This is a genomic window from Lentzea flava, assembly GCF_014648475.1.
Lineage (GTDB): Bacteria > Actinomycetota > Actinomycetes > Mycobacteriales > Pseudonocardiaceae > Lentzea > Lentzea flava.
The window spans coordinates 44,577-57,590 of sequence record NZ_BMRE01000006.1 but is presented as its reverse complement, the minus strand read 5'-3'; the positions used below and the strand labels follow the sequence as shown (position 1 = coordinate 57,590).

Annotated in this window: 9 protein-coding genes and 1 tRNA gene; 3 read left to right on the top strand and 7 right to left on the bottom strand. The window is 67.5% G+C overall.

Annotated features, from left to right (window positions below):
- The first annotated feature begins 4 nt into the window (after positions 1 to 4).
- Together IEZ09_RS10785 and IEZ09_RS10780 are read left to right on the top strand one after the other, a co-directional pair.
- Positions 5 to 919: a CobW family GTP-binding protein gene (locus IEZ09_RS10785; RefSeq protein WP_189253504.1), complete on the top strand. Its 915-nt coding sequence runs from the start codon at positions 5 to 7 to the stop codon at positions 917 to 919.
- Entirely contained in the window at positions 919 to 5,391 is a 4,473-nt protein-coding gene (locus IEZ09_RS10780) for a hypothetical protein (RefSeq protein WP_189253503.1), read from the top strand. Before IEZ09_RS10785 ends, IEZ09_RS10780 begins: the two co-directional genes overlap by 1 nt.
- Positions 5,392 to 5,393: 2 nt before the next feature.
- Here IEZ09_RS10780 and IEZ09_RS10775 read toward each other — a convergent pair whose 3' ends face one another.
- A complete protein-coding gene (locus tag IEZ09_RS10775) occupies positions 5,394 to 6,506 on the bottom strand; it encodes a serine hydrolase domain-containing protein (RefSeq protein WP_189253502.1) in 1,113 nt (370 codons plus the stop codon).
- Between the two features lie 97 nt (positions 6,507 to 6,603).
- Entirely contained in the window at positions 6,604 to 7,677 is a 1,074-nt protein-coding gene (locus tag IEZ09_RS10770; RefSeq protein ID WP_189253501.1) for an aldo/keto reductase, read from the bottom strand.
- Between the two features lie 205 nt (positions 7,678 to 7,882).
- Between IEZ09_RS10770 and IEZ09_RS10765 the strand changes: the two genes are divergently transcribed.
- A tRNA-Lys gene (locus tag IEZ09_RS10765) sits at positions 7,883 to 7,958 on the top strand.
- Positions 7,959 to 8,037: 79 nt separating this feature from the next.
- On the opposite strand, the gene IEZ09_RS10760 is transcribed toward IEZ09_RS10765, so the two are convergent.
- The 5 genes from IEZ09_RS10760 to IEZ09_RS10740 are packed head-to-tail and all read right to left on the bottom strand — an operon-like array spanning position 8,038 to position 12,813.
- Positions 8,038 to 9,249, bottom strand: a complete 1,212-nt coding sequence (locus tag IEZ09_RS10760) for a site-specific integrase (RefSeq protein WP_189253500.1) — start codon at positions 9,247 to 9,249, stop codon at positions 8,038 to 8,040.
- On the bottom strand, positions 9,249 to 9,443 hold the full coding sequence (locus tag IEZ09_RS10755) for a helix-turn-helix domain-containing protein (RefSeq protein ID WP_189253499.1): 195 nt from the start codon (positions 9,441 to 9,443) through the stop codon (positions 9,249 to 9,251). The genes IEZ09_RS10760 and IEZ09_RS10755 overlap by 1 nt, the downstream gene beginning before the upstream one ends.
- Before the next feature lie 18 nt (positions 9,444 to 9,461).
- Positions 9,462 to 11,066, bottom strand: a complete 1,605-nt coding sequence (locus IEZ09_RS10750; protein ID WP_189253498.1) for a replication initiator — start codon at positions 11,064 to 11,066, stop codon at positions 9,462 to 9,464.
- Positions 11,063 to 12,526: an FtsK/SpoIIIE domain-containing protein gene (locus IEZ09_RS10745; RefSeq protein ID WP_189253497.1), complete on the bottom strand. Its 1,464-nt coding sequence runs from the start codon at positions 12,524 to 12,526 to the stop codon at positions 11,063 to 11,065. Before IEZ09_RS10745 ends, IEZ09_RS10750 begins: the two co-directional genes overlap by 4 nt.
- A complete protein-coding gene (locus tag IEZ09_RS10740) occupies positions 12,523 to 12,813 on the bottom strand; it encodes a hypothetical protein (RefSeq protein WP_189253496.1) in 291 nt (96 codons plus the stop codon). The genes IEZ09_RS10745 and IEZ09_RS10740 overlap by 4 nt, the downstream gene beginning before the upstream one ends.
- Between the last annotated feature and the right edge of the window lie 201 nt (positions 12,814 to 13,014).

The window sequence follows — 13,014 nt, the reverse complement described above, 5'->3', positions numbered from 1 at the left end:
GGCCGTGATCCCCGTCGTCGTCCTCGCAGGCTTCCTCGGCTCCGGCAAAACCACCCTGCTCAACCACCTGCTGCGCACGTCAGGCGGCACGCGGATCGGCGTCGTGGTGAACGACTTCGGCCGGATCAACATCGACGCCTTCGCGGTCTCGGCCCAGGTCGACTCGATGGTGTCGCTGTCGAACGGCTGCCTGTGCTGCGCGGTCGACGGCACCGAGCTCGACGCCATGCTGGAGAAGCTGGCCGCGGCGGACCTGGACGTCATCGTGATCGAGGCGTCCGGTCTCGCCGAGCCGTCGACGCTGGTCCGCATGGTGCTGCAGGCGCCGGGGGTGACCTACGGCGGGCTGATCTACGTGGTCGACGCCGTGGAGTTCGGCGCCGTGCCGCATCTGGACCGCGACCTCGCGCTGGCGGATCTGGTGGTGCTGAACAAGGTCGACCGGGTGTCCGCGCTGCCTTCGCTGCCGTGTGAGGCGCCGGTGCTGCCCGTGTCCTACGGGCGGATCGATCCGGCGTTGCTGTTCGAGGTGCGGCCGCCGGACATGGGGCCGCGCCAGCTGTCGTTCGACGACCTGGACGACCACTCGACGCACGCCCACGCCTCGTACGACAGCGTGTCCTTCGAGTCGTCCGACCCCATGCATCCCAAGCTGTTCATGGACTTCGTCCGAGCTCGGCCCGAGGGCTTGTTCCGCGCCAAGGGTTTCGTGAACTTCGGGACGCTGTCGCTGTCGATGCACACCGTCGGCGGGTTCGTGTCGTTCGAAGAGACCGACCATGCCAGAACCGAGCTGGTGCTGATCGGCACCGGCATCGACGCGGACTCGTTGACCGACTGGCTGATGGCGTGCGTGGCGGACGGGCCGATCAGCGATCAGGACCTGCTGTACGTGCAGCGTTATCTGCGGAGGAGCTGATGGCGGTCAGCGCCGTCGCGACCGGGGGCGGCGGCGTCGTCCTGGAACACCGGTACGGCGCCACGTTGCTCTCGCATCTGCTGACGGGCGACCCGATACCCGCGCTCGGCGACGACGTGACACCGCTCCGGATCCACTTCCAGACCACCGAGTTCAGCCCCGTCGACGACCTCACCGTCGTGGGCCGCGCCCCGGACGGCGAGGAACGCGTGCTGTCCGTCGGGGTGCGCCGAACGCCGAAGCTCACCGTCAGCTCAGGCCCGACCACCGCGCTCATCGCCACGTACCTGCGGGCAGTGCGCGAGCAGTGGGCGGAGATCGAAGCGGGCCGACTGCGGCTGGGGCTCGCCGCCGCGTCGGGTGTGCGGCAGCTGGCGGAACTGGCGAACATCGCGCGCAGGAGCCACGACCGCGCCGCCTTTCGCAACCGGGTGAGCACGCCGAGGCGGTTCAGCCGCACCTTGCGGTCCAAATTGGACAGCTTCGACCGGCTCGTCGGCGATCATGACCTCTCGTGGCGGTTGCTGGTCGCGCTGTGGCCGATCGACCTGCGGCTGGAAGCCACCGACCAGGCGAGCCGGAGTGCTGCCGTGGGCGGGTTGCGGGCCGTCACCAGGGAGCGAACCGTCGGCGCGGCGAGCGCGTTGTTCGGCAGACTTGCTGAGCTGGCCGGTGACTACGCGCCGGCGGGTGCGTCGGTCGACGAGGTCGTCCTGCGTCGTGATCTCGCCGGATGGCCGCTGCGAAAGCCGGATTCGGTGCCCAGGGCGTGGTCTTTGCTCGATCGGCTCGCCGTCCTGGTGCGGGACAGGACACCGGCGGGCCTGCTGACCCGCGACGGCGAACTGGAGATCGACAGAAGCACCGCCAGGGCCGACCTCCGCGCCGCCATGCACGCGGCCGTGGCGGAGCGCCGGCCTCTCGTGATCACCGGCGAGCCGGACGTCGGGAAGTCCGCGCTCGCGTTGCGGGCCGTCGAGGAACTGCCACAGGGCGTGGTGGCGTTGAGCCTGCGCGACCTCCCGGCAACGATGTTCGAGTTCGAGGCGGAACTGGGCTCCGCCTTCACCGAGGTGCTCGGCGAAATCCGCACGTCGGCGGGATCCCTGCTGGTCGTGGACGGCGCAGAAGCCGTGTTGGAGGGCCGTCGGTCGTTGTTGATCGACGTTCTGGTGAGCGCCGTGCGTGCCGGGGCAGGGGTCGCCGCCGTCACGCGCACCGATGGCGCCGCCGCGGTCGCGGACTGCGTGCTCGCCGCGCAACGAGCGGTCGGCGCCGCCACAACACCGCTCGAACACGTCGTGCCCGGCCTGGACGACGCGGAGGCGGCGGAACTCGTCGGCACCTTCACCGGCCTGCACCACCTCGCGAACGACCGGCGATCGGCCTGGGTCCTGCGCCGGCCCGGTCTGATCGATCTCCTGCTGCGCAGTCACCCCGTTCAGGTGCGCCCCGACGAAGCCGTGTCGGAGGCGGACGTGTTCGCGCTGATCTGGCACGGCCTCGTGCGCAGCCCTGACAAGAGCCCGCCGGACGGCAGGGAGCAGGCCCTGCTGGCACTGGCGCGGGCTCTCCTGACCGGCGCTAGATCCGCACTCGATCCGGCCGCGCTGGCATCGCTGCGGTCGGACGGACTCCTGCTGGGCATCAGCCCGCTGAGTGCGTGGAGCCGCGGCGAGGAGTTCGCCAGCGACCTCGTGCGGGACATGGCGGTCGCACGTCTGCTGCTCGTCGACGGCTGGTCCGTGCTCGCGGACGCCGGAGCACCGAGGTGGGCGTTGCGGGCGGCGAAACTCGCGTGCCAGGCCTCGCTGGACGGCGCCGACCAGGCCGAGGTGCGTGCGGTGTTCGAGACGCTGGCGGACGGGCACGGCCGCAGGTGGGCCGAACTGCCGCTGGAAGCCCTGCTCACCTCCAGCCGTGCGGCGACGGAGATCGAGCTGGCCTGGCCCACGTTGTCCGTCGAGCAACGCGGTGTTCTCCTGCGGCTCGGTCAGGACCGCTACACGACCGGCGGAGTCGGAGATCCTGTCCTGCTGGCGCCGCTCGTCGATCACTTCTACCGCAGAGGTGATGATCGCGGCGAACCTGTGCGCGCCACCATCATGGCCTGGTTGAGAGGAGTTCTGGCCGACGGCAGCATCCCGCTCCGCGCTGCCGTCCGTGCCGTCGCACTCGCGGACCACGACGTCGAGCTCGTCGCGTTGCTCGGCGCTGACCTGAACGCCGACGCTGCCGCGTTCCTCCGTCAGGCGCCCACGGCCAGGCTGACCGCCGTGCTCACCTCCCCTGACGTCCCTGGCTCGATGGCGGTGAACTGCCCGGATCTGCTGTTCGCGTTGTGCGAGGCCGTTTACGCAGAACCGGAACCGACCGAGTGGCGGCAACCCTGTCCGTCGCGGTGCGAACCGTTCCACTCCCTGATGGCTGCGGATCCACCGCGGGCCCTGCGGCTGATCAACGCCCTGCTCGAGCGGGACGTGGTGACACATCTCGATTTCCACCGCCGCAAGAGCGACCACGTTCTGCTCGAGTTCCCGGACGGCAGGCGCGAAAACTGCGCAGGCAAAGCTCTGGAGTGGCGGTGGTATCGAGACGCCGCCACCGAGGTGCCACATCTGCGCCGTTACTGCGCGCTGTCCGCCGTTGAACGGCAATGCGAGCACATGATCGCCGCCGGTGTCGCGGTGGAGGAAGTCGCATCACTCCTGCTCCGCGACTGCACGAACGCCCCGATGGCCGGGCTGGCGTTCGGTTTGCTGCTGCGACACGGCGGAACGCTCGACACGTGGCTGTCGCAACCCGCTGTCTGGTGGATGGAGCATTCTCGGGCGAACATCGAACACCACCTGCGGGACATCGCCGATCTGCAGGAGCTCTGGAAGGCTGTGGGCCGTCTCGTGATCGCTGCCGCGCATCGCCTCGACTTGCGACGGCTGAACACCTTCGCCGACCTGGCGGACGAGCTGACCCGGCGAGCAGACGAGCTGAACGACCGCGACACCGTCCGAGCCTGCGCGTGGGGTGCGGCCGCGATGCGAGCGGACAACTACGCGTTGAAGCGGAGCGACAACGGCATCGTCACGGCAGAACTGCAACTGCCCGCCAACGCACTGCCGGAACTGGAAGAGTCCGATGAGGACTGGGAGTTCTCCCGCATCAAGTACTCACTCACGGGCTTCGGCGTTCCCGCCGACAAGTCGGACTACTTGTTGTCCACGTTGAGGTTGCTGCGTCACGCGGCCATGACCGAGCGTGTGGAAGGCGCGATCGAAGCCACGGCGGTGTCCGTCATCGCGATGTACTCAGCAGGCCTGCTCTCCTTCGCGGACGAGGATCTGCTGTGGTGCGCGAATCGACTGATCGACATCACCGCCAAGAGACTCCGCACGGACCAGACAGTGGAGCGAGGTCTGCACTCGTTCAACTGGACGACACTCGCGACACTCCTGTCGCCGCGGTTCGACGACGTGGCATTCGATCGCGCGGAACTGGAGTACTGCCTCGTGACCAGCGTCACCGCGCCTCTGGTTTTCGTCGAGTACGACCTCGACGCGCTCAGCCGGGTGTGGAGTTACCCCTGCCAGGACGCCCGGCGTTGCCGTCACAAGACGGCGTGGGCGGCACTCACCGCTGTGGCCGCCTCCGCGTACCGCGTCACTGCCTACGCGCTGGTCCAGTTCGCCGCGGCCGCACACCACACGAGCTGTGTCACCCCTGCCGCGCAGGCCGCGTTCGACGGAGCGCTCGAGCAGTACCACGCCGAGATCGGTTCGTTCCACGGCTACGGCCTGAGACCGAGCGACGAGGACCTGGTCGTGTCGGGCATGGTCTTCTCGCTGGCCGCCCGCGGTGACCTCACGACTCTTACCCGGCACCTCGACGTGCTGTGCGAACTTTCGTTCGGAGTGGACAGACTGCTCCTCGGCATGGCGCAGCACGCCACCACGTGCGCCGAAGCGAGGCAGGCACTTCCTCTTGCGTGGCCGGCGATCATGCGCGAGGTGCTGCGCCACCCACGCGTACCGGCCGCTCTGCTCCCGGTACCCGACGCCGGTGACGACCTGCCCGACCTGCACTTCGACGTGCGAGCGCCGCGGTCATCCCGTGCCGAAACGCTCGCCGAGGCGCAAGCGGGCTGGTTCGACCCGCGCCCTAATCTCGACCTGATCGAGGAGTGGGCGAACCGCGTCCGCGACGCTCCTCGTGCCGCCGATGCCCTCGTCGGCCTGGCCAGGACCACTTCGATCCAGTGGCAGGCAACGATCGCGCTGCCGTTGGTGGAGCGGGTCATCGGTGACGAACACGCCCAGGTAGCTAAGCGCTCCAAGCTCTTACCGGGGTGGCTGGCCGACGTGCACGCGTCGGACCAACTCACCCCGGCCACGACCGAGATCCTGCACCGGATCGTCGACGCACTCGTCGCCGAGGGCGACAGACGCCTCGTACCGCTGCAGATCGCGCTCGAATGACGTCACCGGCAGAGTGAACTGTCCACAGTGGCCAGAACCGCGTCGTGCGCCTTCTCGGCTTCCTCCGGCGTGTCCTGGAACGTGCCGGGCAGCGCCGTGACCGCGACGGAGAACGCCCTGCCCGCCTCGGTGACACCACCACGCGTCTCGTACCCGTGGATGTCACCGCCGTGCCCCCAGTACCGCCCGCCGCACGTGAGCGGCCAGCTGGAGATGCCGAGCCCGTACTGGACGCCGGGCGGCATCTCACCCGCGGTGTCGACGGTCTTGCGCATCTCGTCGAGTTCCTTCTGCTGCAGGAGTTCTCCCTTCAACAGGGCGCGGTAGAAGGCGTTGAGGTCCTTGGTGGTGGAGATGATCTGCCCGGCCGCCCAGCCCCAGGACGGGTCGAGCTCGGTGACGTCCTCGACACCGTTGCTCGTCCTGGCGTACCCGTGCGGATGCTTGCCGTTGATGTCCTGCTCGCCGACGCCGGGCCAGTAGGTGTCGCGCAGGTTGAGCTTCCGGATGACCCGCTGGTCGACCTGCTCGGCGACCGGACGCCCGGTGACCTTCTGGATCAGCAGCCCCAGCAGCACGTAGTTCGTGTTGCTGTACTTGAACTTCGCGCCGGGCTCGTTGGTGGGCGGGTGCGCGTTCGCGATGTCCAGCAGCTCGCGCGGCTCGTAGTACCGGTGCCGCTGCTCCTCGAACTTGTCGAGCCCCATGTACTGCGTGTAGTTCGCGAGCCCGCTGGTGTGGTTGAGCAGCTGCCGGACGGTGATCCGCTCGTCCTTGATCGCACCGGGCAGGTACCTGGTGATCGGCACGTCCAGCTGAACCTTGCCCTCGCCCACGAGCTGCATGACCACGGTGGCAACGAAAGCCTTGGTGTTGGACCCCGCCCGCACCTGCCCGTTCTTGGGCACCGGCACGTACTTGCCCAGCTCGGACGTGCCCGCGACCTGGGACGTCGCCTTCCCGTCGGCCTCGGTGGCGGTGGCGAGCGCGGCCGGAAACCGGTGCTGCTTGACGAGTCCGTCGAGCTGCTTCTGCACGGTGTTCGCGGGCGCGGCCATGGCCGTTCCGGTGAACAGCATGGCCGCTGCCAGCACGCCTACCAGCGTCTTCTTCATCCTGTGCCTCCCCTTTCGGCTTGAGCACAGGTTTCCAACTCGCCGGCCAGAGCACAGTCAGGTGCGCTGCCGTTGATCAGGTAGAGCTGACTCCACCTCAGTAGCGAACACTGCTCAACAGCAACGGCGGGTAGACGCCGGACGCCTCGCCGTCGACCGTCGTGCCGGCGAACTGCAACATGGCCCTGAGCTCACCGTGCAGCGGCGCCGGGTAGTTCAGGTCGGGCCTCGACACCTCGTCGAGCGCCTCGATCTGCTCCCGCGTGAGCGTCACTTCCTCGAGGTTGCTCTCCAAGTGCTCGATCTTGCGCGCGCCGATGATCGGCACCACCGTGCCCGGCTGCGCCCGCAACCACGCCAGCGCCACCGCCGCCGCAGACGTGCCGTGCTGCTCCGCGATCTGGCCGACCACATCGATGACCTTGAAGTCGCTCTCCGTCGGCGCGTTGACGAACTTGGCCCGCTCGGAGTCCCTGACCTGCACGTTCCTGCGGTACTTACCGCTGAGGAACCCGTTCTTGAGCGGACTCCACGGCACCAGCGCCATGCCCATGTCCCGCGCCATCGGCGCGATCTCACCCTCCATCGTCCGCGCCAGCAACGAGTACTCGACCTGCAACGCGATCAACGGCGTCCACCGGTTGAGCTCGGCCATGGTCTGCGCTTTCGCCGTCACCCAAGCCGGCACGTTGGAGAACCCGACGTACCGCACCTTGCCCGATCCCACCAGATCGTCGAGCGTCCGCATGGTCTCCTCGACGGGCGTGTTCCGATCCCAGTTGTGCATCCAGTAGAGGTCGAGGTGGTCAGTGCGCATCCGCCGCAACGTCTCGTCGAGCTGCCTGCGAATGGCCCCGCGCCCGGCCCCACCCCCGTTCGGATCGCCGGGGTACATGTTGAAGAAGAACTTGGACGCGAGCACCACCCGATCCCTGGTCCCGCTCGCGCGGAAGAAGTCGCCGAGGATCTTCTCCGAGTGCCCGTTGGTGTAGAAGTTGGCGGTGTCGATGAAGTTCCCGCCGCGGTCGAGGTAGGCGGCGAGGATCTTCTCGGACTCCTCGACGCTGCACCCGGCGGACCCCGGATCCTCGCCGAAGGTCATCGCGCCGAGCGCGAACGGGCTGACGCGGAGGCCGGACCGGCCCAGGGTGACGTAGTGGTCGAGCGGCATCTCTCGGCTCCTCGGAGTCGTTGTTCTGACGTACTCCAATGGAAGCTGCCGCGGGGTCGTTCGCGGTACGAAGATCCGCTCGCACTCTTGCCTGATCCTCTCACTGCGGTTCTGGCGGCTGGTTCGGGTGGGTCAGGTGCGTCAACCGTGACGTTGGGAACCCGAGCGACATCCGGCAATCACGATCGGTAGGCTGTCCCGGCGAGGGCTGCTAGCTCAATTGGCAGAGCAGGAGACTTTTAATCTTCGGGTTCAGGGTTCGAGTCCCTGGCGGCCCACCAAACCCCCAGGTCCTGGACCTGGGGGTTTCGCTTTGGAAGATCGCTGATACGACTTTGATGCGGTTTACTCCCTGACTCCTTAAGCAGCCGCATCTGGCGGACCTCCCTGTTCGTCCTGGTCAGAGTCGTCTGGCTGGTCTTCCTCCGGCCTGTCGAGGGCGCTCTCAAGCGCGTCAGCAGCCTTCCGATCCACCGCCTTGCGGGCCAGGTAGGTGTCCTGGGTCATGGACGGCCGAGCGTGCCCGAGCTGGTCCGCGACGACCCGCGCGGAGAGTCCCGCCTCATCGAGAATCGTCGCGGCCGTCTTGCGGAAGACATGCGATGTGACCCAGGCGAACTCATCGCCTCCGCGGGCGTTGCGGAGATCCCTCCGGGTGTTGGCCGGATCACGCAGCCCGCCGAGGCTGCTCGGGAAGACCGGCCCGTTGGGGAACAGGGTGACCCCACGTCGCCGCCGCAACATGTCGAGCGCCCACTTGGGCAGCGGTAGCGTCCGCTCTCCAGCTTCCGTCTTGGTCGACTTCCTGATCAGCCCGAGTCCCTTGACCCGGATGACCGTGTAGTTCACGTCAACCGTGCCGGCCTCGAAATCGACGTCTTCCCAGTACACGGCCAGCGCTTCGCCGATCCGCACGCCGGTGGCCATCATGAAGCGCGAGAGGTCAGGCAGGTCTTTCCGGACCGCGACCAGGTCGGACTCCAGCATCTCCAGCCAGAGCAGCCGCTCTTCCCGCGTGAGCGCCCGCGGACTCTTCTTCCTCCCGCTCTCCAGCGGGTCCGTGTCCCTCACAGGGTTCGTGTCGAGCGCCTTGTCCTTCACCGCGATCCGCAGGGCACCCGAGATCACCGAGCGAGCCGTCTTGGCGCTGTCGACGCCGACCGACCGCCACAACGCGGTCAGGAACGCGTCGATTCTCGCGACGGTCATCTCCCGAATCCGCACCTCACCAAGACCCGGCAGCACGTGTCGGTTGAGGATGCTGGTGTACGTGTCGAGGCTGCTCGGGGATCGCTTGCCCATGTCCACGAGCTTCTGGAACTTCTCCTGCCACGTCGCCAGCGCGTCCTTGAAGCGGCTGTCAGGCGTCAGCGAATTGCCGACCGGACCCTTGCGTTCGGTGAGCGCCTTCTTGAGCCTCCGCTCAGCGTCCGGCTTGGTCTTCCCCCGTCGCATGACCGGCCGGGTCTTGCCGTCGTAGTCGCGGTATTGGGCGGTGGCAGTCCAGCCGATTTCCGTTTGATAGCAACGAATCTTGCCGTAGGTCCCGATGTCCAGTGGCGGTCGTCCCATCAGGCCGCCTCCTCAAGCAGATTCTCGAACCAGCTCCGGACCTCGGACGGCAGGTACCTCAGGTGCTTGCCGACGCGCCGGGCAGGCGGCCCGTAGTTCTTCGTTCGCCAGCCGTAGAGCGTGTGGACCGGAACGTTCAGGAAGAGTGCAACGTCGCCGACTGTCCAAAGTGGCTCAAACTGGTGTGCGTCCATGATGTTTCCCCCCTTGGATCACGCTGCTTGTGGAGTTGCCGAACTCCCCGGAGGTCCGGCGGATGCGAGCAGCGCAGCTGTGTATTCGGCCTTCCACCTGCGGCGTTCTGCGACAGCACTCAGGAGCAGGTGCGCCCGTGGCGGTAAGTTCGGGTCGCCGGGCTGAAGGTTGTTCCAGACCAGCCGTTGAGGTTCGTCGTCCGGCTTGATGCCGACGTCCGCGAGCAGTTGCCGAACGAATGCCTTGCGGTCGTGCTTGTGGTCCGCCAGAGACTTCCCGGACCACTTACGCGACACCAGGACGCGCCGCCCGGCGACCCCGAGCGTGGTCCGCTTGTGGGCCTTGCCCTTGCACTTGCCCGGCACCGTGGACAGTCGAGCCCCACGAGGCTGGACGCCGTACAGGAGCCAGATCGGGCACTGCGGCGAGCAGGGCGTGACCGCGAGCTCAGCGCAGAGACGTTCGGCGTGGTCTTCCTGCCGTGCGGTCTGCGCCTCGAAGCACTCGTCAATGCTCTTGGTCAGGTACTTCGTCAGGTAGCCGATGTGGCGGCCGGCTTCTTCCGTCCCGCCGAGGATCCCCTTGGAGTGCACCTGCACGCCGAACCGCGCGACATGTGCCGGACGCTCGACCTCGTCCAGGGCGTCTTCCCAGGTAGGCAAGGCCCTTCGCGTCTGCGGATCAACGAATGCCTTGGCCCGGACATCCCAGAACGGGATGTTGTCGCCGCTGTACTTGATCTCGTCATGCGCGGGCCACCAGACCTGGTGGTAGGTGGCTTCCGCGACCGCCCGCAGCTCTGCCCGCGAGATGCTTCCGCGGACCGCCGCATGCCAGTGCGGAGCAAGTCGCCGCTGTGGCTCGACCGTCGAGAAGTACTGCGCATCCCAGCCGACACAGCGCCGAAGGTTCTGCACGAACCGATCGAGCAGCGCCGCGAAGTGCACCGCATCCCTTGCAGCCCGCCGATAGTCATACGTCGCCGGGTCCACCGGGGTTCCGTCGCTGCGGACCTTGCCGTAGGTGTCGAGCGTGAGCGTGAGGAACGTCGAAGGCTGGTACTTCCCTCCGAAGACCTTCCCCACCGTGCGCTTGCTGACCGGCCGCCGTGGCAAGTTCGCCGCATCCTGCCGCCGCTTTGTCGACCGCTTCCGAGCAGCCTTGAGAGGGACTTCGAGGGACGGGAGAGAGCCGCGGACTCCGAGTTGCCGAAGTTCTGCGTCGACCTCCGCGACCTCGTCTCGTACTTCCTCCGCGCCGACGTCGTCACCCTCGTCGAGGGCCAGGCGGTAGGTCTTGACCAGGTCCGCCCGGTACGCGGTCAACTCCCGCTGATCGTCGCTCGGAGCGTCCGGCGTGAAGTCAGGCTCTTCGGTCAGGTGCCATCCCTCACGACACTGCGCCATCCGCAGCCGCCGGTTCTTCTCCGCGCAGGTGGGGCACACACTCGCGACCGTCGAGCCGCACGGCACGGGAACGATGTCCACGCGACCGGTGTCTAGGTCAATCCGTTCCTTGGCCAAAGGCCGCACACAGACGCCGTGCTCTGTGGCGACGGCCCGAGCGACATCGAGCGCGGCCGGCTGCTTCATCCGCTCCGAGCGGGTCAGGTACTCGGTCATGCCGCTTCACGCCCTTCGTACCGCTCGGGGAACTCGTGAACGGTGGCCGGAGCGAGATAGACACCCAGCTCGACAAGGTCCGCGTCGGTGACGTTGAACGCCCGCGCCCGCTCGGGTTCGCGCTGGCCGTCTTCCTTGTTCCACGCGACACCGGGCGTGTTCTCGCTGATCTCGTGAGCAGCTGCGCCACGTTGCCGAACGCCATCGCCCAGAACCATGTCCACCTGCACCGGCTCATCGAGGCGCAACGCCACGCGAGTCGTGAACAGGTGCCGGAAGGCGACCACCTCCTTGCGCGGGTCCTGGACCAGGCCCACGACGGCGTAGCCCGGAGCGCGGCCCTGCGAGGTGATCGTCTGAATGGCACGCGTGGCACGTTCGCGAAGGTTCCGGTCAGGCTGGTAGGCGATCAGGTCCGCCAGCTCATCCACGATCAGGACCGTGAACGGCTCACCCGTGCTGCGCGCCCAGAGCCGCCGGACGCCCCGGTAGCGCGAGGCGCGTTCCTTGACCTCAGCGGTGATTTCTTCAAGCAGCGCAACGGCTTCCGGCCCGTTGTCGTAGACGACCTTCTCGAACGCGTCCGGGCACTGCCCGAGTTCCATGCCGCCCTTGGGGTCGATGCCGATGAGCCGAACCAGGCCGGCCTTGATGGCCGGGGCGAGCTGCCAGACGATCGACCAGAGCACCGAGCCCTTGCCCGCGCCCGGCACACCGACGACGAGGACCTGAGACCCGAGGAGTTTCAAGCGCCAGGGCTTACCTGTCTCGGTACGGCCGACGACCACGCGCTTCAGGTCTACTTCGCCAACTTGCGCCAACGGCGGTACGGCGACCGGGCGCGAGAGCGGATCGGAGTGGATGAAGTCCAGTTCGAGCACGCGAGGCTTCAGCACCCGCACCCGGCAGGACCGAGCATTGAACGAGTGCGCCAGGTTGTCCCGACGCGCTTCCCACTGCTCCGGAGACTGGGCCGGGATCATGAGCACCCGCACCTTGTCCCGCCATCCCTCAGAGCGGACGCGACGCAGCTTTGGGCGGTACTCCTTCCCGCGGCTGTCCTTCGTCAGCTCAGCGAGTCGCACCACCGTGCGCCACTGCGGCACGTAGACCGTGAGTCGCCGCCACTCGGTCAGCAGCCGGTACGAGCCGTGCCGCATGAACGAGTCACGATGCAAGCCCGCCCAGATCGCGAGGGCAGCAGCAACAGACAGGACGAGAAGGGCGAGGCTCAGCCATCCGGCGTGGACGTAGAACAGATGCCCCGTCAGCAGTCCGACCACCGACACGGGGTAGCGGACGGCGACGAGCCCCAGCCGCACGACAAGTCGGACCGCGAGCCACACGAGGACGATCGGCAACAGGATGAGGTTCAGCCACCACGGCAGGTAGGCCCACCACGGGACACGCGGCCGGTAGCCCTCGAAAGGAGCGGGATCAACCCACTTGTGCCCCTTCATCGCGCGTCACCGCCCCGAGCGCCGTCGAGGCATGCCACGCAACGGAACACGCGGCCGACACCCGGAGCGTCGAACCCGAGCGGCTCAGCGCGACCGATAGGGCGGAACGCAGCGCTTCCCGTGCCGCACAACGCTTTGCACGTCAGGCACTCGAATCCCTCAGCCTGGGCGAGGGCCAACAACATGCCTTCCACGTGTCCGTTGTCGAGAATCACGCGGTACCTGCCGATGTCCTGCTTGGCCGCGATCATCGTGACGAAGCGCGCGTACTTCTCGGCGGTGTTCATCGCCCGTCACCGCCGTCCACGACCACAACGACGAAGATCAGCGACAGCCACCCCAGGCACCGGCAGCACTTGATCTGTCCGGGCGCGAACACCCCGAACCTGTGGCAGAACTGGCACCGACGACCGTTCGGAAGCTTCCACTCGGCCCGCCGACCACCCTGACTTGACGCGCCACATACGTGTGGCGTTAGGCTTTGCATG